The sequence below is a fragment of the Embleya sp. NPDC025285 genome (genome assembly GCF_055558835.1).
On the sequence record NZ_JBVHLU010000107.1, the window covers coordinates 1 to 19,628 of the forward strand.

The following is a 19,628-nucleotide window of genomic DNA, read 5'->3' on the forward strand; positions in this document are numbered from 1 at the left end:
ACGCCTGCGCCGTCTGGTCGCAGGCGCTCGACGCCATGGGCGGAATCCGCTCCGCCCGCACCCGCGCCACCGCCGTCGACATGCACCGCACCCTGATCGTGGCCCGGATGAAGCCCGACTCGGCAACCCGGATCGCGGACATCTTCGCCAACTCCGACACCGGCGAACTCCCGCACCTCGTGGGCGTCACCGGGCGCAGCCTGTTCCAATTCGGCGACCTGTACCTGCATCTGATCGAGGCCGACCGCCCGCCCGGGCCCGCGGTGGCCAAGGTCACCGGACATCCGCAGTTCCGCGACATCAGCGAACGACTGGCCATGCACGTGAACGCGTACGACCCGGAGACCTGGCGGTCGCCGCAGGACGCGATGGCCCGCGAGTTCTACCGCTGGGAGCGCAGCACGACCGAGTAGCGCCGCGACCCGGGGCCCGTACTCGAACTCCCGGTCCCGGAGCCCGCCTGCCGCGGGCCCCTGTCGCCCCGCAGCCCTTGCGTCCAAGGCCCCGCGCTGCACGGCCCCCTCGTCCAAGGCCCCTCCGTCCAAGGACCTGCCCCCATGATCGAGACCGACCTCGGGCCCGCCGTCCGTACCCGACCCGACTGGGTCAAGTGCGGGCGCTGCGCCGAACTCGTATACGGCAAACGCTTCACCCGGGACCTGCGGGTGTGCCCCGACTGCGGTGACCACGCCCGGCTGACGGCGCGTCAACGCCTGGACCAACTCCTCGACCCCGGTTCCGAGACACCGCTGACGGTCGGCCCCACCCCACCCGACCCGCTGGGCTTCGTGGACTCGCGCCCCTACTCGGAACGACTGGCCGAGGCCCGTGCCGAGACCGGGATGGACGAGGCGGTGCTGTGCGCGCGCGGCACCATCCACGGCCGGCCGGTCGTGGTGGCCGCGATGGACTTCCGCTTCATGGGCGGCAGTCTGGGCTGCGCCGTGGGCGCGCTGGTCACCGAGGCCGCCGACGAGAGCCTGCGCACCCGTACCCCCCTGCTGCTGGTCACCGCCTCGGGCGGCGCCCGCATGCAGGAGGGCGTGCTCTCACTGATGCAGATGGCCAAGACCGCGTCCGCCCTGGCCGAACTGCACGAGGCCGGCGTCCTGGTGTTGTCGCTGATCACCGACCCCACCTACGGCGGCGTGGCCGCGTCCTTCGCCACGCTCGCCGACGTCATCCTGATCGAACCCGGCGCTCGGCTCGGCTTCGCCGGCCCCCGGGTGATCGAACACACCATCGGCGAACGGCTGCCCACCGGCTTCCAGACCGCCGAGTTCCTGCTGGAGCACGGCATGGTCGACGTGATCGTGCCGCGACCGGCGCTGCGCGCGAGCATCCGGCAGTTCCTCGCCTTGGACGAGCCTCGCGAGGAGCGTCCCCACGACGTGCCCGCCGAGACACCCGCCCCGCCCGAGTCCTCGGCGCACGCGTCGGACGAGGGCGACCCCTGGGAGGCCGTCCGGCTGGCCCGGCACCCGGCCCGCCCCACAACGCTCGACTACGCGAGCCGCCTGCTGGACGACTTCCACGAATTGCACGGCGACCGGATCGGCGCCGACTGTCCCGCCGTGGTCGGCGGCATCGGCCGGCTCGACGGCCTGGCGGTGATGCTGATCGGACACCAAAAGGGCGGCGACAACCTCGCCGAACGCCAACACCGCAAATTCGGCATGGCCACCCCGGCGGGCTTCCGCAAGGCCGCCCGGCTGATGCGACTCGCCGCCAAGCTGGGCCTGCCGGTGATCACCCTGGTGGACACGCCCGGGGCCAACCCCGGGCCGGACGCCGAACGGGACGGACAGGCGGTCGCCATCGCGGAGAACCTGCGCCTGATGGCCCGGCTGCCCACCCCGATCGTCACCGTGATCACCGGCGAGGGCGGCAGCGGCGGCGCGCTCGCCCTGGCCGTCGCCGATCGGGTGCTGATCGGCGAGCACGGCGTCTACTCGGTGATCAGCCCCGAGGGCTGCGCGGCCATCCTGTGGAAGGATCCCTCGGCCGCACCCGCCGCGGCGGCCGCGCTGCGCATGCGTCCCCGTGAACTGCTGCGCCTGGGTGTGGTCGACCGCATCGTGCCCGAACCCCCCGGCGGCGCGCACACCGACCCCGGCCGGGCCGCCGCGCTGCTGCGCGCGGCGCTGATCCCCGTCGTCGAGGAACTGCTCGCGCTGGACAAGACCCGGCTCCTGCGCGAACGCGGCGAGCGATTCCGGAGCTTCGGCGTCACGCCGGATACCCGTGCCGAAGGAAGTGCGTCATGACCCCACCCCCCGGATCCCCCGAAGCGCGCGACGGCGAGCACCTCAACAACCACGCCGGCTACGCGGACGAACGGTGGGTCAAGCCGCTGAACCCCGCGCAGCCGCACCCACAGTCACCCCCGCGGGTCTCGGGCGACGAGCCGCGGCAGGTGCGCACCGGCTCGGTGCCGCCGCGCTTGATCCGGTTGCGCTGTGGCGACACCACCCTCGAGATCGAGTGGCCCGAACCGGCCGCGACGGGCGGCGCGGCGCACACGGCGTCCGGTGCCCCCGTCGCCGCGGCGCCCGTCGAGGAGCGGGTCGAGCCGGACGGCGGACGGCGGTTCGTCTGCGCGCCGATGGTCGGCACGTTCTACCACGCCCCCGAGGTGGGCGCGAAGCCCTTCGTCAGCGTCGGCGACACCGTCCGGCCCGGTCAGACGGTGGGCATCCTGGAGATCATGAAGATGATGAACACCATCACCGCCGACGTGTCCGGGCGGGTGGTGGAGGTGATGGTGCCGGACGCGCACCCGGTGGAGTACCAGCAACCGCTGATCGCGATCGAACCGCGCGCGGTGGGCCCGGACGGGAGCGCCGATCACGCGGGCGGTTCCGACCACACCCCCTGACGCGAGTCCCAGTCCGGGCCGTCGCGGTCCGAACACCCAGCGCCGACATCGACCGAGGTGGTCCACGTGTTCTCGACCGTGCTCATCGCCAACCGGGGGGAAATCGCCCTGCGGGTGGCCCGCACCTGCCGCGAACTCGGCATCCGCACCGTGGCCGTGTACTCGACCGCCGACCGCGATTCCGCCGTGGTGCGCTTCGCCGACGAGGCCGTGCACATCGGCCCGCCACCCGCCCGATCCAGCTACCTCAACATGCCGGCGATCATCGAGGCGGCCCGACGCACCGGCGCGGAGGCGATCCACCCGGGGTACGGATTCCTGTCCGAGGACCCCGACTTCGCCGAGATCTGCGAGGCGCACGGGATCACCTTCATCGGGCCGCCCCCGCAGGTCATGCAGCGCCTGGGCGACAAGAGCGAGGCGCGCGCGGTGATGGCCGCGGCGGGTCTGCCGGTATTGCCGGGCAGCGACGGCGCGTTGACGTCGCCGGTCGAGGCCGCCGAGGTCGCCGCCCGGATCGGCTACCCGGTGATCCTCAAGGCGGTCGCGGGCGGCGGCGGTCGCGGCATGAGCGTGGTGCGCGACCCGGACGAACTGGCCTGGGCGTACCAGGACACCCGCGCCCGTGCGCGGGCCGTGTTCGGTGACGAACGGCTATACCTGGAGCGGTACATCGACGACGCCCGGCATGTCGAGGTCCAGGTGTTGTGCGACCGGCACGGCGGCGCGGTGCACCTGGGCGAGCGGGACTGCTCGGTGCAGCGGCGGCACCAGAAGCTGGTCGAGGAGTCCCCGGCCCCGCACCTGCCGGCCGAGGTGCGCGACGCGATGTGCGCGGCGGCGCTGCGCGGCGCGTCCGCCGTCGGCTATGTGGGCGCCGGAACCTTCGAGTTCGTGGTCACCCCCGCACACCATTTCCACCTGCTGGAGATCAACTGCCGGATCCAGGTGGAGCATCCGGTGACCGAGATGGTCACCGGCGTCGACATCGTGCGCGAGCAACTCACCATCGCCGCCGGCGCGCCGCTGACGTTCGGTCAGGAGGAGGTGGTGCCGCGCGGGGTGGCGATCGAGTGCCGGATCAATGCCGAGGACCCCACCCGCGGGTTCGCGCCGACCCCCGGTCGGCTCACCGAGTTCGTGCCGCCCGGCGGGCCGTGCGTGCGGATCGACACGCACGCGTACCCGGGCTGGACGGTGGGGCCCGATTACGACTCGCTGCTCGCCAAGGCGATCGTCTGGGCGCCGGACCGGGAACGGGCCATCGCGCGCGCCGAGCGGGCGTTGAGCGAATTCCGAGTTGCCGGCGGCGGCGTGCACACCACCCTGGACTTCCTGCGCCGGCTGCTCGGCCACCCCGTGTTCCGCGCGGGCGAGCACACCACGGGGCTCGTCGAAACGATGACCTCCGATGTCGCCGAGACCGCCCCGGCTCGGCCGCCCGTACCCGTTTCCTGAACCGTTTCCCATCCCTCTCCCACGAAGGCAGATCAGCGCTCATGCACGTACAACGGCTGCTTCCCCTCGCCGGCGTCACCGCCCTGACCGTGCTGGGCTCGGTCCTGGCACCGGTCGCGCACGCGGACACCCGGCACGTGGTCCATCCCGGCGAATCGATCCAGGCGGCGGTGGACGCGGCCGCGCCGGGGGACACCATCCAGGTGTTGGCCGGCACCTATCCCGGCAGTGTGCTGATCGGCACGGACGGCTTGACGATCCGCGGCGCGGGCGAGCGTACGGTGATCACGCCCGGCGAGTCGACGGCGAACGCGTGCGCGGCGGCCGGCCACGGCATCTGTGTGTTCGGCACGGCCGAGGATCCGGTGTCCGAGGTGCGGATCCAGTCGTTGGCGGTCACCGGCTTCGGCAAGACCGGGGTGATGGGCAACGCCACCGAAGGCATGCGGGTGCGCCGGGTGTTCGCGCACGACAACGGCGAGCACGGGATCGGCCAGGAGAACTCCACCCGCGGCGTGTTCATCGACAACACCACGAACGACAACACCCAGGCGGGACTGTTCCTGGCCGACACCGCCGACGCCCTGGGCGCGAGCATCGCCCGCAACCACGCGTCGGGCAACCGGCTCGGCGTGCTGATCAGGCGCGGGCGCGAGTTGGTGATCGAGTACAACGAGCTGACCGGCAACTGCGCCGGGGTGTTCGTGGTCGGCGACGAGACGAAGCCGGTCGCCGGGTCGCTGGCGATCCGCCGTAACCGGATCGACGAGAACAACAAGTACTGCGAGGGGAATTCCAGGATCGCGCACATCCAGGGCTCGGGCATCGTGCTCACCGGTGCCCAGGAGACCCGGGTGACGGACAATCAGGTCCGGGACAACCGGGGCGAGTCGCCGATGTCCGGTGGCATCGTGATGGTGCCCAGCTTCTCCGGCGACCCGACCACGAACAACGTGATCCAGGACAACGAGGTGTTGCGCAACGAGCCGGCCGACCTGGCGAACCGGGACGGCAAGGCGGTCAACACGTTCACCGCGAACGTGTGTGGCCGCTCGGAGCCGGAAGGGCACTGCTGACCGGACGCGATGCCCGGCGTCGGCACCGGACTCGGTGGCGGCGCCGGGTTCGACCGTTCGCACTCCCGGCGCCGGGAGGGGACTTGGTGGCTGCCGGAATCAGCCCGTCCCCGACATGCCCCCCATGGACGAATCGGGAGCGGCGGGTGGGGTGTCGCCGTAGCCCAGGGTCGCCATCATGCCCAGCTCGCTGTGGTACAGGTTGTGGCAGTGCAACATCCACTCGCCCGGGTTCTCGGCGAGCACGTCCACCGTCACCCGTTCCCTCGGACGCACGATCACGGTGTCCTTGCGCGGGCCCCGACCCTCTTCGCCGCGCACCTGGAAGGTGTGCCCGTGCAGGTGGACCGGATGCCACATGCGCGTCGCGTTGGTGAAGGACAGTCGGACCCGCTCGCCGACGGAGACCGGTACCCGCAGCGGCGTCACGTCCCGCGCGGCGGCCGTCCCGAGCGTCCAACCCGTCCCGTTCCTGCCGCGGCCCAGCACGAGATCCACCGCGCGGGCGGGTGCGTCGCCCGGGTCCACCGACGGGTCGGCGACCAGGTCGGCGAGGGTGAGCAGGCGGCGATCCAACTCGCGTACCGAGACCGAGGGATCGGGGGCGTCCCCGCCCGAGGTACGCACCACCGCGAACGCCCGGGCGTCCTTGCCCTCGGCCTCGGCCACCAGCGGGAACACCCCGTCGGCCAGGGTCACCAGCACGTCGTATCGCTCGCCCATCCCGATCAGCAGCGCGTCCACGGTGACCGGCAGCACCGGGAATCCGTCGGTGTGGGTGACGGTCAGCCGGTGATCGCCCAACCCGACCCGGAACGCGGTGTCCGCCCCGGCGTTGACCAACCGCAGCCTGATCCGCCGACCGGGGCTGTCGGTGAACACCTCGGGGGCCTGTGGTGTGCGGCCGTTGATCAGGTAGTGCGGGTAGTCGACGTGACCCGCCGTCCCGCCCAGCAGCCTGCTCCGCAGGGTGCGTGCGGGCCGGGGCGTGTCGCGGATCGTGCCCAGTTCGGTGTCCGGGTCGGTGCCGGTGCCGTCGAGCCAGTCGTCGAGGACGACCGTCCACTCCGCGTCGTAGCCGAGCGGTTCGGCCGGGTCCTCGACCACGAGCACCCCGTACATCCCGCGGTCGAGTTGGGTGCCCACGTGCGAGTGGTAGAAGAACGTGCCGGGATCGGGCGCGGTGAAGCGGTAGTCGAAGGTGTCGCCGGACGCGACCGGGACCTGGCTGAGTCCCGGGGCGCCGTCCATCGCCGGATCGATCCGCACGCCGTGCCAGTGCACCGTGGTCTCCTGCGGCAGGCCGTTGCGCAACCGCGCGGAGACCGTGCCACCCGCGGTGACCCGGATCTCCGGGCCGGGCGCCCGGTCGCCGTACGCCCACGTGCGCACGGTACGCGAGCCCAGATCGACGGTGACCGGCGCCGCGTCGAGCGGCACGGCGGTGTCGGCGACGGGGATCACGGGTCGCGGCGCGGTGCCGGTGCGCAGCGGCCCCCGGGTGCCGGCACCGAGCAGGGCGACGCTGCCCACCGCGCCGAACAGCAGGGCGCGGCGGGTCGGGTGGGACGGGACAGGCACGATGCGGCCCTGCTTCCTGGAGTCGGCTCGCGATGAGGCTTCGCCCGCCGGCGGGATCGGCGTGGTCCGGCGGTGAGTACCCCGCGCCGGCCGCGTCGAACACGCCGGTCGGACTCGGCACCCGGTGCGTCCGGGCGGGTGCCGCCACCTGGGTGAAACCCGGGAATCAGCAGTTGCCCGGGCGGGATTCGCGTCGTTGCACCGGACGTCGCGCCACCCGCGGCGCCATCCGAAACGGAGATCACATGAACACGTTCAAGAAGACCGCGGCCGTGGCCGTCGGCATCACCGCGCTCGTCGTGTCGGGCGCGGGCGTCGCCAACGCCGGCTCCGAGGCCAAGGGTGCGGCCGTCGGCTCGCCGGGCGTGCTGTCCGGCAACAACGTCCAGCTGCCGATCCACGTGCCGATCAACCTCTGCGGCAACAGCGTCAACCTGCTCGGCTTCTTCAACCCGACGATCGGGAACGTCTGCGCGAACATCGACGGCGACCACGACAATGGTGGTCACGACAATGGTGGCCACGAGGGTGAGCACGCCCAGCACCAGGCCCCGCAGCACGGCGGCGGCCACCAGGGCTGACGCGTCGGCGCGGCTCGTCCTCCGGCGATAGCGCTCGACACCGCTGCACCGGCGGCCCCTCCGATACGGACGGATCCGAGGGGCCGCCCAGCCGGACCGATCGACACCCTCCTCGACGGTCCGGCAGGTTCTCGCCGGCACATGGCCGGTGTGTTCGCGGCAACTACGGCTTGCGTCCCACCGCGCCGTACATGGCCACATCCGGGGTCTTGTCGCCCGCATCGGGCCGCCACCGGGAGCAGGAGACGACGCCGGGTTCCAGCAACTCCAGGCCGTCGAAGAAGCGTTCGATGCCCTCGGGAGAACGCTGCTTGAGTTTGGGCGTGCCGTGCGCGTTCCAGAACGCCACCGCGTCGTCCACGTCCGGCGGTGCCGGCGGACTGGTCACCGTGTGCGACAGCGCGAGGTGGCTGCCTGAGGGAAGCGCGTCCAGCAGTCGAATGACTGTTTCGTACGCCTCGTCGTCGTCGTTGACGAAGATGATCACGCCGAGCAGGACGAGTGCGATGGGCTGGTCGAAGTCCAGCGTCTTGGCGGCGCGGGCCAGGATCTCGTCGACGTCGCGCAGGTCGGCGTCGATATAGCGGGTCGCCCCCTCCGGGCTGCTGGTGAGCAGGGCCCGGGCGTGCACGAGGACCAGCGGATCGTTGTCGACGTACACGATCCGCGATTCCGGAGCCACGGCCTGGGCTATCTCGTGGGTGTTCCCGGCGGTCGGCAGTCCGGTGCCGATGTCGAGGAACTGACGGATGCCCAGATCCTTGGCCAGATGGCGGATCGCTCGGCCCAGGAACTGCCGGTCGGCGAGGGCGTAGTCGCGCGTTCCCGGGTGGATCGCGGCGATCTGATCGCCGGTCTCGCGGTCCACGGGGTAGTTGTCCTTGCCGCCCAGCCAGTAGTTCCACACGCGGGCGGTGTGTGCCACCTCGGTGTCGATCTTCCGCTCTGGTAAAGCCGATTCTGCGTCGAGTATGGACTCGGCCACGAACTCTCATCTCCGGATGCCGTGTGGGGTGGTCCAGGCCAATCTAGGGGCCCGTACGCCGGGCCGGCAGGCATCCCGGTGAACGTTCCATCACGTTGGGCAAACTTTCCGAGCGGCGACACCGGACGCGTGCCGTCCGGGTGGGGCAGGGGTCGTCGGGACGCGCCGGGTCGGCGGCGTCCGTCGTGGAGCGGCAAGGGCGCCGCCGAGCCGGTTCGGTCGGGTCGGGTCGCGGAGGTCAGGCTCTATTCATGGTGTAACGGAACTCCGGCCCGTAGGTGCGGGGTTCGGGTAGGTGCTGCTGGACGGGCAAGCGGATCCGCATGAGTTCCACCGCGGGGCCGCGCATGTTCCGCATGTGGGCGACGGCGGTGGCCAGGTCGGCGGAGGAGCCCTTGCACGTCGGACCTGGTGCGTCCGGTCGAGGCCACGTGTGAGCCTGTCGGAACGGGCATAGTCGGTCCGAGGACCACCGCCGGCCCGACGATGCCCCGGGGGGCGGTGTCGGGCCGGCGGTGGTCGGTGAATCCGGGGGTTCCCGGAGGTGATTCAGGCGCCGGGGCCGGCGAACAGGCCGCGACCGGCCTTGATCGCGCGACCGGCCTTGACCAGACCCTCCGTGGACGTACGCACGCTCTCCATGCGGCTCTTGGTGGCGGTCTCACCCAGAGCCTCGGTGAGCTGACGGACGTTCATGGGTTCGCCGGTGCCTTCCAACAACGCGGCGATCTCGTCGCGCAGGTGGGAGCGGACCGGGCGAGCCGCCGCAGGTTCGGGCGCGACCGGCTCGACCGGCGCGACCGGCTCGACCGCTGCGACCGACTTGGCCGCCTTGGCCGGAGCCGCCTTCGCGCGGGTGGTCTTCTTCTTGGCGGCGGGCTTGGTGGCAGGCTTGGCCGCGGGGGCCTTGCGCGCCGACGCGGCCTGTATCCGCGTCTTTTCCTTCGTTGCCGGAACCGTCTTGCGCTTGCGACGTGTGGCCGGAGCCGGAGCCGGCGGTTCCTCCGCGACGACTTCCTCCGCCGGCGCCTCCTCGACCGGAGCCTCCTCGGCCGGGGTTTCCTCGACCGGAGCGACCTCGACCGGCGCCTCCGCGACGGGCTCGGCCTCGACCGGAGCGACCTCGACCGGTGCGACCGGTTCGGCCTCGGCTCGGGGCAGCGGCACCAGCGGGCGGATCAGCGCGAGGTGCTCCACCGCGCTCAGCCGGGCCGCCAACTGCCGTTCCACATTTGCCAGTTCATCGCGGAGCCGGTCTCGCTGCCCGGCCAGTTCACTAGCCTCCTTTTCCAAAGAAATCCGCAGTTCGTCCACAGACGATGCGACCATCCGGCGACTCCTTCTCATGCCACTGGGACGCTGGAAGGGCGAACGCGACCCGTTGTCGGGGCGGCCATGTACCCTTCCGGCGGGTGGGGACTTCCCACCCGCACTGCGCCCATGATCCACCGAAACCCGTTTCCATGGGGCGGCGGTATCCAAGTGTGATGAACTCAGGCCCTCGATGGTGTAGGGAAGCCGGCTTCGTTGACGGGTTTTTCCGGGGCCGCGGCGACGTGTGTCCCGATGGATTCGGCGACTTCCGCAGCGGCCGGGGCGGATGCGCGTACGCCGTCGGCGAGCGATCTCGACGGGTGGCGGTTCCGATCAGGGCGCGCGGTGCGGGAACCGCTCGTCGACCCGGGTCGGTTCCGCCGCCGAGCCGGTAACGGTCCGGCGGGCGTTACAGGTGTCGGGAATGTATGCCGGCCGGATCCGGCGACGGTCGGACGTTGACGGTGGAGACGACCACCGCCCCGGGCGACGACCGGCCGCGGCGCCGTCGCGACGGCGCGCACATCGGCCGGCACGTACCCGGATGTGTCGATGCCGTCGCGACGGCGCGCACATCGGCCGGCACGTACCCGGATGTGTCGATCACCACGTCCCACGGCCCTGCGGCGGACGGAGTCGCCGGGTCGCGTGCGTCGCCGACGGTCGCCCCGGATCAGCCGCGCGGTGCCGGCCGTCGGGTCGGTGCCGGTGTAGGCGCCGGTCGGTGGGTCGCCGGTGCCGCGCCGGAAGACGGTCACGTCCCGGGCGCGGACCCGGGCCTGTTCGGCGACGGCAGGCCGAGGAACCACGAGCCGCCGAGGATTCGCATGCCGCGAGGGTGAGGCGGGCCCGGCGGGTGCCCGCGCTGTCCCGAGCCGGACCCTCCGGGCGCGGTGGCCGTTCACTCGATGAGATGAACGCGGGCTGGTTGCCCCGGTCACGCTGGGCATGATGCGAGGCATGAAGGCTGAACGGACGACCCACGACCGGACGGGCCATGACCCGGCGAACCACGACCCGGCGAACCATGACCGGGGCGCCTCGCGCGCGGCCCGACCCGGGACGCCGCCTTGGTTGTCGGAGGTGGTCGCTGCGGCGCGGCGACCGGCGCCGCCGGCCGATTCCGACCGAGGGCGGGGTTCGTGGTGACGCGGCTGGTCGAGCCTGATCCGTTGTCGCCCGGCGGGCAGGCGTTGCGTCGACCGCGTCGGCTGCGGCCGGGCGACCGGGTCGCGGTGGTGTGCCCGGCCGGTCCGGTCGAGGCCGAACGGTTGCGCGCCGGGTGCGCGGTACTGGCCGACCTGGGGCTGGAGGTGGTGCCGGGCGCGCACGTCCTCGACGGGCAGGGGCCGGGGTACCTCGCCGGCACCGACAGGGATCGGGCGCGCGACCTGGAGGACGCGTGGCTGGATCCCGATATAAACGCGATCATCTGCGCGCGCGGTGGCTATGGTGCCGCACGGATACTCGACCTGCTGTGTTGGGAGTCGATGGCGGCGGTGGAGCCGAAGGTCCTCCTGGGATCCAGTGATGTCACCTCCCTGCACGCCGCGTTCGCCGCCCGGTTGGGGGTGGTCACCCTGTTCGGGCCGATGCCCGCCACCGCCGGATTCGGCGCGGTGGACGGCGTACCGCCCGACGCGACCACCCTCGCCCACCTGCGCGCGACCTTGTTCAGCCCGGAGGACGCGGTGGAATTGGGCTCCGCGGACGCCCGCTCCCTGGTGGCCGGTCGTGCCCGCGGGGTCACCACGGGTGGCACGCTGAGCCTGGTGGCCGGCTCGCTGGGATGCCCGGAGTCGTCGCCCGCCGGCGGCGCGATCGTGCTGTTCGAGGACATCGGGGAACAGCCCTATCGCATCGATCGGTTGCTCACCCAACTGCTGCGCTCGGGATGGTTCGCGGGAGTGGCCGGGATCGCGACCGGGAGTTGGGTGGGCTGCGGGCCGATCGAGCAGATCGAGGCCGTGCTGCGCGATCGATTGGCGCCGCTGGGCGTTCCGGTGCTGGCGGGGCTGGACTTCGGCCACGGTCCGCGCCAACTCACGATGCCCCTGGGCGTCGAGGCGGACCTGGACGCGGACGCGGGCACGCTGACGCTCACTTCGGCGGCGTTGCGGTGACCGCCGCGCCGGAGCCGCCCGCCCCCGACCCGGGGACGCTGGTACGCCTCGACGGAACCGTCGCCGACCGCGCCCGACCGGCGCTGCGGGCCGACGACTTGGGGGCGCTGCGCGGGGACGGCGTCTTCGAGGCGTTGTCGGTGCTCGACGGTCGACCCAGGCACCTGGACGAACACCTGGCCCGACTGGCCGACTCGGCCGCCGCGCTCGGGTTGGCGGCGCCGGCCGACGACGCGTGGCGGCACTGCCTGGCTGTCGCGATCGAGCGGCACGGCGCGGTGGGCGAGTGCTACGCGCGGCTGGTGCTGACTCGGGGACCGGAGGGCGGCGGTCCGGAGACCGGCTACGTGTTGGTCGACCCGATCCCGGCGAGCACCCGGCGGGCGCGTGCCGAAGGGGTGCGCACGGTGACCCTGACCCGGGGCGTCGTCACCGCCCCGCCCGCGCGGGCGCCGTGGTTGTTGGCCGGGGCCAAGACGTTGTCGTACGCGGTCAACATGGCCGCCGGGCGGTGGGCCCGTGCGCACGACGCGGAGGACGCGATCTTCCTGACCGAGGACGGCGCGGTCCTGGAGGCGCCGACGGCGGCGGTGCTGATGGCGAAGGGACGCAGGCTGCTGACGCCGGCGCTCGACCTGGGCATCCTGCCGAGTATCACGCTGCGTCGGTTGTTCGATGCGGCGGCGGGCGCCGGATGGGAGTGCGGCTTCGCGCGATTGTCGGTGGCCGATCTGCGCGCCGGGGACGGCGTGTGGCTGATCTCCAGCGTCCGGCTCGCCGCCCGGGTGACCGCCATCGACGGCGTGCCGTGTCCGCCGTGCGCGCGGCACGACGAGATCGCCGAACTGGTGCGGGCCGGCTGACGGGGCCGCCCGGGCCGATTCGGTCCGGCCCCTCCCTCGCCTGCTCTGCCCGTGCGTGCTCCGCCCCTGCCCGACGCGGGCGGCGCCGGGCTGTTGCGGGCGTTTCGGGGTGGTTCCGGGCTGTCCCGGCGCGGCTCGATGACCACCATAACTGAAAACGACTTTCATTAGTCAAGCATTGATAATGAAAACCATTCCCGATACGGTGCGGCGGGTCGACGCTCTGCGAGAGAGCCGTCGCCGCAGTCGGAGAGGGAGTTCGGTGGGTCATCTGCTGGTTGTCGAAAGCTGGGTCGGGGCGATGAGCAGGCTGCTGCCCAGAGCGATCCACGAGGGCGGGCACGAGTTCACCTTCCTGACCCGAGACCTGCACCACTACCTGCGCTCGACGCCGAACGGAGCGCGCCCCGGGGCCGACGGTGCCCCCCATCCGCTGCTGTCCGCGCGCAACATCGTCACCGCCGAGACCAACGACACGGCCGAACTGCCGTCCCTGGCGGAGCGGCTGCACGAGGTGTTCGGCTTCGACGGGGTGGTGTCCGCGTGCGATTACTACCTGCCCGGCACCGCCCGGATCGCCGCTCGGCTGGGTCTGCCGGCCCCCGACCCGGTCGCGGTCGAGGCGGCCTGTCGCAAGGACCTGACCCGGATGCGGCTGGCCGAGGCGGGCGTGCCCGGCCCGCGCTTCGCGTTGTGTCGGGAGCGGGAGCAAACCCGGGCCGCCGCCCGGGAGATCGGCTATCCGGTGGTGGTCAAGCCGGTGGACCTGTGCGCCGGAATGCTGGTGCGCAAGGTGCACGACGACGCCGAGGCGGCGCACGCCCACCGGGCGTCGGTCGACTTCCCGGTGAACGCGCGCGGACAGGAACGCGTGCCCGTCGTGCTGGTCGAGGAGTTCCTCACCGGCCCCGAGGTGAGCGTCGAGACCGTCACCTTCGACGGGCACACCCACGTGGTCGGTGTCACCGACAAGAGCCTGGGCGGCGCGCCGTGGTTCGTCGAGACCGGGCACATGTTCCCGGCGGCGGTGGACCCGGACCTGGCCCGGGCCGCCGCGGACACCGCCGTGCGCGCCGTCGAGGCGCTCGGCCTGGACCACGTGGTCGCGCACACCGAGATCAAGCTGACCCCGGACGGCCCGCGTGTGGTGGAGGTCAATCCGCGACCGGCGGGCAACCGCATCACCGAACTGGTCCGGCACGTCACCGGCGTCGACCTGGTCGCGGCGTGCGTGGACGTCGCCCTCGGCCGGCGACCCGACCTCGCCGAACGCCCGACCGGGATGCGCAGCGCGGCGATCGGCCTGCTGCTGCCGAACGAGCGGGACCTGCCCGCGGGCGGCGAGGGCACGCTCGTGGGCATCGACGGCGCGGACGCGGTCCGGCACCGACCCGACGTGGTCGAACTGACCCTGACCGAACCGGGCCGCGCGGTGCGTGCCGCGACCAGCAACAACGACTACCTGGGCCATGTGATGACCGCCGACACCGAAGGCGGCGCCGCGCGCGAGTCGGCCGAGTGGCTGCTGTCCCGACTGCGTCCGCGCTACGCGGACCCGACGGTGGTGTCCGGATGAGCGCGCCCCGGTCCCGACCCGTGCGCACGTTGGACGAGTTGTTCGCCCGGGTCGCCGCCGGCCGGTACGGACCCGACCCGGCCGGGGAGCGGGTGAGCACCGCGTTCCGCACCATCCAGGCGGTTCGGCACGCCGAGCGCTCCGGCGGCTATCGCAACGAAGTGCTCAGCCTGCGACTGGGCGCGGCGGTCGGCTCGTGCGCGGCCGAACCCGGCACGCTGCCCGCCGACACGATCGACGACTGCGTGGGGGCGAGCGTGGCCGAACTCCTGGCCCACCCGCTCACACCGGTCCGGATCGCCGCGCTGGACGCCTACCTGATGCGCTGCCGTCCGCACGCCGCCGAACACGGCGCCCGTCCCCACCCGTTGCCCGCCGGCACCTCGTTGGAGAAGTCGCGGGCCCGGGCCCACGCGGTGGTGGAACTGCTGCCGGTGGAGCGGCCGGCCACGGTCCTGGTGGTGGGCGTGGTCAACTCGCTCCTGGAGCGGCTGCGCGCGCTCGGCCTGCGCTGCGTACCGTGCGACCTCAAGGGCGACACGACCGAGTGGGGCGAGCCGATCCGCCGCGACGCGAACGCGGAACTGGCCTACTGCGACGCGATCCTGGCATCGGGGATGACGCTGGGCAACGGAACCTTCGAGCCGCTGCGCGCGCATGCCGCGAGCACCGGCAAGCCGCTGGTGATGTTCGCCCAGACCGGCAGCGCGGTGCTGCCGCTGTTCCTCGGCGCCGGGGTGAGCGCGGTGTGCGCCGAGCCGTACCCGTTCTTCTGGCTGGACGGCGGCCCGGGAATCGTGCACCGGTACGGCGAGGGCGCCTCGTGAACACCGTTCCCGCACCGCGTCCCGCGCCCGGTCCGGCCGAGGCGGTCGTCGCGAACCCCGACCTGCTGGCGCTGCTCGGCCGTACGCCGCTCGTCCGGATCGGCACCGCGCTGCCCTGTCCGCAACCCGGCTTCTGGGCCAAGCTCGAATACCTCAGCGCGGGCGGGATGAAGGCGCGCGCCGCCGTGTCGATGCTGCGCGGCGCCCGGCGGCGCGGCGAACTGCGCCCCGGCGCGCTGGTGGTCGAGTCCACCTCGGGCACGCTGGGCGTCGGACTCGCCTTCGCCGGCCAGGCCCTGGGCCATCCGGTACGGCTCGTCTGCGACGGTGAACTCGAACCGTCCATGCGGCAGTTGCTGCGGGCCCACGGCGCCGCGCTGGAGGTGGTGGATCGACCCGCGAGCACCGGCGGCTGGCAGGCGGCCCGGCTGGCCCGGGTGCACGAGATCCTGCGCGGCACGCCCGACGCCTATTGGCCCGACCAGTACAACAACCCCGACAACCCCTCGGGGTACGCCTCGATGGCGGCCGAACTGGTCGACGGCCTGGAGCACGTGGACGTGCTCGTGTGCAGCGTGGGCACCGGCGGACACAGCGCCGGGCTGATCGGACCGCTGCGTCGGCGCTGGCCCGCGCTGACCGTGATCGGCGTCGACTCGGTCGGCTCGACCATCTTCGGGCAACCCGCGCGTCCTCGGCTGATGCGCGGACTGGGCAGCAGCATCCATCCGCGCAACGTCGCCCACCACGCGTTCGACGAGGTGCACTGGGTCGGCCCGGCCGCCGCCGTGGACACCTGCCGCAGGCTGGCCCGAGGCAGCTTCGTCAGCGGCGGCTGGAGCACCGGGGCGGTCGCCCTGGTCGCCGCCTGGGCGGCCCGGGTACACCGGGGCGCGACCGTGGTCGGCGTCTTCCCGGACGGGCCGCACCGCTACCTCGGCACCGTCTACGACGACGACTTCTGCCGCACCCACGGCCTGGACCATGCCGTCGTCCCCACCCATCCGGTGGAGATCCTGCACCCGCGCGCCGTCGAGGTGGCCGGCTGGGCCCGCTGCCGCAGGGTCGACGATCCGCGACCATCCCGGCGCACACCCGCGCCGCCGACCCCGCGCGCGCCGATGTCCGCGCCCGCACCCGAGACCGCGACCCGAGGAACGGCATGAGGCTCACGTGGCGCACCGCGCATCTGGAACTGGCCGAACCGCTGCGCATATCGCGCTCGGTGACGGCGAGTCGCGACGCGGTGTGGGTGACGATCGAACACGAGGGCGAGTACGGCAGTGGCGAGGCGCTCGGCAGCCCGCGACTCGGCCTGTCGGCGAGCACCATCGTGGCGGCGCTGGAGAGCGTGGCCCGGCCGTGGCTGGCCCGCTTCGCCGAACCCGAGAGCGCCTCGGCGCTCCTGGACACCGCCGCTCCCGACGGCCTGCCCGCCGGTGTCCTGGCGGCCCTGGACGCGGCCCTGTGGGATCTCGTCGGCAAGCGTGCCGATCGACCCGTCCACCGAATGCTCGGCGCCGACCGGGCGCCCGCCGCCGCGACCGCCCGCACCATCGGCATCGTCGAGCCCGAGTACGCCGCGACCCAGGCGGGCCGACTGGCCGCGCTCGGCTTCACCGTCCTGAAGATCAAGGCCGGCTCGCCCGACCCCGTCCACGACCTTGACCGGGTCGCCGCCGTGCGGGCCGCGGCCCCGCACGCCCGGCTGCTGCTCGACCCCAACGGCGGCTGGACCGAGGCCCGCACCCTGGACCTGCTCCCGCGCTTCGCCGCGCTCGGCGTCGAGGCCGTGGAACAACCCGTCGCACCCGGCCGACCCGACCTGCTCGCCCGGATCGCCCGGCATGCGCCGATCCCGGTGATCGCCGACGAGGACGCGGTCACCCCCGAGGACGTCCTGCGGCTGGCCGGCCGGGTTCCCGGGGTCAACCTGAAACTCGCCGAATGCGGCGGCGCCCGCGCCGCGCTGCGCCTGGTCGAGGCGCTGCGCGGAAGCGGCACCGAGATCATGTTCGGCTGCCTGACCGGCAGTTCGCTCGGTCTGGCGCCGGCCGTGCAGATCCTGGACCGGGCCCGCTGGGTCGACCTGGACGGCCACCTGCTGCTGGCGCACGACCCGTGGACCGGGATCGGCGGCCTCGACGGCACCGTACGCGCCCCCGATGCCGCCGGCCTGGGCGTGCGACCCGCGCCCGCCCGGGAGCGCCGATGAGGACCCTGCGCGCGGTGGCGAGCTTTCCGCTCGCGGTGCGCCTGCTCCTGGTCAACCAACTCGGCGTGAACACCGGCTTCTACCTGCTGATCCCCTACCTCGCCACCCATCTCACCGACGACCTGGGGCAATCGGCGGCCGTGGTCGGCATCGTGCTGGGCGTCCGCAACCTCAGCCAACAGGGCCTGTTCGTGCTCGGCGGCTCCGCGGCCGATCGACTCGGCGCACGCGGGGTGATCATCGCCGGATGCGCGCTGCGCACCGTGGGATTCGCGTTGTTCGCGCTCGGCGACGGCCTGCCGATCCTGATCGCGGCGGCCGTGCTCAGCGGCCTCGCCGGGGCCTTGTTCAACCCCGCCGTACGCACCTATCTGGCGCAGGAGGCGGGCGAACGCAAGGCGGAGGCGTTCGCCCTGTTCAACGTGTTCGCCACCACCGGCGCGCTGCTCGGCCCGCTGCTGGGCAGCCTGCTGCTCCTGGTGAACTTCACCACCGCGGCGCTCACCGCGGCGGCGCTGTTCGCCGTACTCACCCTCGCCCAGGCCGCCGTTCTGCCCGCCCGGCCGGTCCCCGCGCCACAGGGATCGGTGGCCTCCGACTGGCGCGAAGTCCTGGGCAACCGCGCGTTCGTGGCGTTCTCGATCGCGATGGCCGGGATGTACGGCCTGCAGACGCAGTTGTACCTGCTGCTCCCGGACGGTGTGCGGCACGCCACCGGGCGCGAGAGCGCGGTCGGACTGCTCTTCGTGATCGGCACCGCGGTCAATCTGCTCCTGCAACTGCGGATCACCCGTTACCTACAGGCGCGCGGCGACCGGGCCCGCTGGATCGCCGCCGGGACCGCGCTGATGGGCCTGGCCTTCCTCCCGCCGATCCTGGTGGCCGGCGGCACCGGACCGGACGGGACCGCGGACGCGGTACTGCGCCTGCTGCCGCTGCTCGCGGGCGCGCTGCTGCTGCACGTCGGAGTGATGATCGCCCAACCGTTCGTGCTCGAACTCATTCCCGCGTTCGGCCGCGAGGGGCTGACCGGGACCGGCTTCGGGCTGTTCTACGGGGCGTCCGGGATCGCCGCCGCCGTGGGCAACGCCGGGATCGGGTGGGCGATGGACAGCGGCGCGCGCACCGACCGCGCGTGGTTGCCGTGGGTGTGCTGCGTGTTGCTCGGGCTGGGCTCGGCCCTCGCGGTCGCCTGGCTGCGCCGCAGGGGCGCGCTGCCCACACCGCCCACCATCGCCGCCGAGGGGCCGGCGACCCCGCCCGCGGGCGCCGCCGAGGAGCCCACCACCGCGCCCGTCGGCGACCGCCCCCGGGCCGAGAGCGAGCCGCGATGAGCACCCGCAACCTCCTCACCGACACGCCGGAACTCTACGAACGACGCTTCCCCGATCCGGACCGGGTCGCCGCCCGCTGGACCGAGGAGACGCTGCGCCGCCACGGGGCAGGGCCGCGCGTGCTCGACGTCGGCTGCGGCACCGGGCGGGACGCGGCCTGGCTGCACCACCACGCGGCGCGCGAGGTGGTCGGCATCGACACCTCGGCGGCGATGCTCGACCACGCCCGCGGTCGGCACCCCGGCCCCGACTACCGCCTCGCCGACATGCGCGACTTCGACCTCGGCCGCACCTTCGACGCCGTCGTCTGCCTGGACAGCGCTCTGCTGTACTGCCACGACAACGCGGAACTGACCGCGTTCCTGGACCGGTCCCGGCGACATCTGGCGCCGGGGGGCCTGCTGATCGCCGAACTGCGCAACGGCGCCTACTTCCTGCGCGGCGCGGACGGTGCCCGACAGCCGGCGACACCCCGCGTGGACACCGTCGTCCACGACGGCGTCACCCACACCTCGCACACCACGCTGTGGGTCGACCACGCGGCGCAACTGCTGCGCCGACGCCGGGTGTGGACCTCGGACCGGGGCACCCCGCCCCGCGCGCAGTACTCCGCGTGGCGACTGCTGTTCCCGCAGGAACTGCGGTACTTCCTCACGGTCGCCGGGTTCGAGGTGCTCGCCCTGTACGACCGCCCGGGGCCGCGCACCGACCCGCCGTGGACCGAGGGCGCGCCACCGGCGGACAGCGCCGACTCGGACCGCCTGCACGTGGTCGCCCGCCGGCTCGACTGACGCACCGGCACAAGCCCCACCACCAT

General features: G+C 72.9%; 17 protein-coding genes. 14 read left to right on the forward strand and 3 right to left on the reverse strand.

Annotated features, from left to right (window positions below; genetic code table 11):
• The first annotated feature begins 80 nt into the window (after positions 1-80).
• The 5 genes from ACZ4FV_RS42710 to ACZ4FV_RS42730 all read left to right on the forward strand — a co-directional run bounded on the left by ACZ4FV_RS42710 (position 81) and on the right by ACZ4FV_RS42730 (position 5,412).
• Positions 81-413 (forward strand): TcmI family type II polyketide cyclase, encoded by a 333-nt coding sequence (locus ACZ4FV_RS42710; protein WP_395871352.1) that lies wholly within the window; start codon positions 81-83, stop codon positions 411-413.
• A gap of 144 nt (positions 414-557) precedes the next feature.
• Entirely contained in the window at positions 558-2,267 is a 1,710-nt protein-coding gene (gene accD / locus ACZ4FV_RS42715; protein WP_402232749.1) for an acetyl-CoA carboxylase, carboxyltransferase subunit beta, read from the forward strand.
• Positions 2,264-2,878, forward strand: coding sequence for an acetyl-CoA carboxylase biotin carboxyl carrier protein (locus ACZ4FV_RS42720; protein ID WP_395871348.1), 615 nt, complete (start codon positions 2,264-2,266; stop codon positions 2,876-2,878). Before accD ends, ACZ4FV_RS42720 begins: the two co-directional genes overlap by 4 nt.
• 66 nt (positions 2,879-2,944) lie before the next feature.
• Positions 2,945-4,336: an acetyl-CoA carboxylase biotin carboxylase subunit gene (locus tag ACZ4FV_RS42725; protein ID WP_395871346.1), complete on the forward strand. Its 1,392-nt coding sequence runs from the start codon at positions 2,945-2,947 to the stop codon at positions 4,334-4,336.
• 41 nt (positions 4,337-4,377) lie between these two features.
• The gene (locus ACZ4FV_RS42730; RefSeq protein ID WP_395871343.1) at positions 4,378-5,412 is read left to right on the forward strand and encodes a right-handed parallel beta-helix repeat-containing protein; all 1,035 of its coding nucleotides are present in this window, start codon (positions 4,378-4,380) and stop codon (positions 5,410-5,412) included.
• A 99-nt stretch (positions 5,413-5,511) separates the two neighbouring features.
• Here the strand turns inward: ACZ4FV_RS42730 and ACZ4FV_RS42735 are convergent, their stop codons facing one another.
• Positions 5,512-6,993: a multicopper oxidase family protein gene (locus ACZ4FV_RS42735; protein ID WP_465326178.1), complete on the reverse strand. Its 1,482-nt coding sequence runs from the start codon at positions 6,991-6,993 to the stop codon at positions 5,512-5,514.
• 245 nt (positions 6,994-7,238) lie between these two features.
• Between ACZ4FV_RS42735 and ACZ4FV_RS42740 the strand changes: the two genes are divergently transcribed.
• The gene (locus tag ACZ4FV_RS42740; protein ID WP_395871339.1) at positions 7,239-7,574 is read left to right on the forward strand and encodes a chaplin; all 336 of its coding nucleotides are present in this window, start codon (positions 7,239-7,241) and stop codon (positions 7,572-7,574) included.
• Positions 7,575-7,737: 163 nt separating this feature from the next.
• Here ACZ4FV_RS42740 and ACZ4FV_RS42745 read toward each other — a convergent pair whose 3' ends face one another.
• Positions 7,738-8,511 carry an SAM-dependent methyltransferase gene (locus ACZ4FV_RS42745; RefSeq protein ID WP_465326203.1) on the reverse strand — a complete coding sequence of 258 codons (774 nt, stop codon included), beginning with the start codon at positions 8,509-8,511 and terminating at the stop codon, positions 7,738-7,740.
• Positions 8,512-9,108: 597 nt separating this feature from the next.
• A complete protein-coding gene (locus ACZ4FV_RS42750; RefSeq protein ID WP_465326180.1) occupies positions 9,109-9,888 on the reverse strand; it encodes a hypothetical protein in 780 nt (259 codons plus the stop codon).
• A 1,130-nt stretch (positions 9,889-11,018) separates the two neighbouring features.
• Between ACZ4FV_RS42750 and ACZ4FV_RS42755 the strand changes: the two genes are divergently transcribed.
• From ACZ4FV_RS42755 to ACZ4FV_RS42790, 8 genes are all read left to right on the forward strand, one after another.
• A complete protein-coding gene (locus ACZ4FV_RS42755) occupies positions 11,019-11,996 on the forward strand; it encodes a S66 peptidase family protein (RefSeq protein WP_465326204.1) in 978 nt (325 codons plus the stop codon).
• A complete protein-coding gene (locus tag ACZ4FV_RS42760; protein ID WP_395871333.1) occupies positions 11,993-12,859 on the forward strand; it encodes an aminodeoxychorismate lyase in 867 nt (288 codons plus the stop codon). The genes ACZ4FV_RS42755 and ACZ4FV_RS42760 overlap by 4 nt, the downstream gene beginning before the upstream one ends.
• Positions 12,860-13,121: 262 nt before the next feature.
• Complete coding sequence (locus ACZ4FV_RS42765; protein WP_402232761.1) at positions 13,122-14,435, forward strand: ATP-grasp domain-containing protein; 1,314 nt, start codon at positions 13,122-13,124, stop codon at positions 14,433-14,435.
• A complete protein-coding gene (locus tag ACZ4FV_RS42770; protein ID WP_402232763.1) occupies positions 14,432-15,262 on the forward strand; it encodes a Rossmann-like domain-containing protein in 831 nt (276 codons plus the stop codon). The genes ACZ4FV_RS42765 and ACZ4FV_RS42770 overlap by 4 nt, the downstream gene beginning before the upstream one ends.
• Entirely contained in the window at positions 15,259-16,428 is a 1,170-nt protein-coding gene (locus tag ACZ4FV_RS42775; RefSeq protein ID WP_465326184.1) for a PLP-dependent cysteine synthase family protein, read from the forward strand. The genes ACZ4FV_RS42770 and ACZ4FV_RS42775 overlap by 4 nt, the downstream gene beginning before the upstream one ends.
• Positions 16,425-17,477, forward strand: a complete 1,053-nt coding sequence (locus ACZ4FV_RS42780) for a dipeptide epimerase (RefSeq protein ID WP_395871327.1) — start codon at positions 16,425-16,427, stop codon at positions 17,475-17,477. Before ACZ4FV_RS42775 ends, ACZ4FV_RS42780 begins: the two co-directional genes overlap by 4 nt.
• Positions 17,474-18,811, forward strand: a complete 1,338-nt coding sequence (locus ACZ4FV_RS42785; protein WP_395871325.1) for an MFS transporter — start codon at positions 17,474-17,476, stop codon at positions 18,809-18,811. The genes ACZ4FV_RS42780 and ACZ4FV_RS42785 overlap by 4 nt, the downstream gene beginning before the upstream one ends.
• Positions 18,808-19,602, forward strand: a complete 795-nt coding sequence (locus ACZ4FV_RS42790; RefSeq protein WP_395871322.1) for a class I SAM-dependent methyltransferase — start codon at positions 18,808-18,810, stop codon at positions 19,600-19,602. The genes ACZ4FV_RS42785 and ACZ4FV_RS42790 overlap by 4 nt, the downstream gene beginning before the upstream one ends.
• The last annotated feature ends 26 nt before the right edge of the window (positions 19,603-19,628 follow it).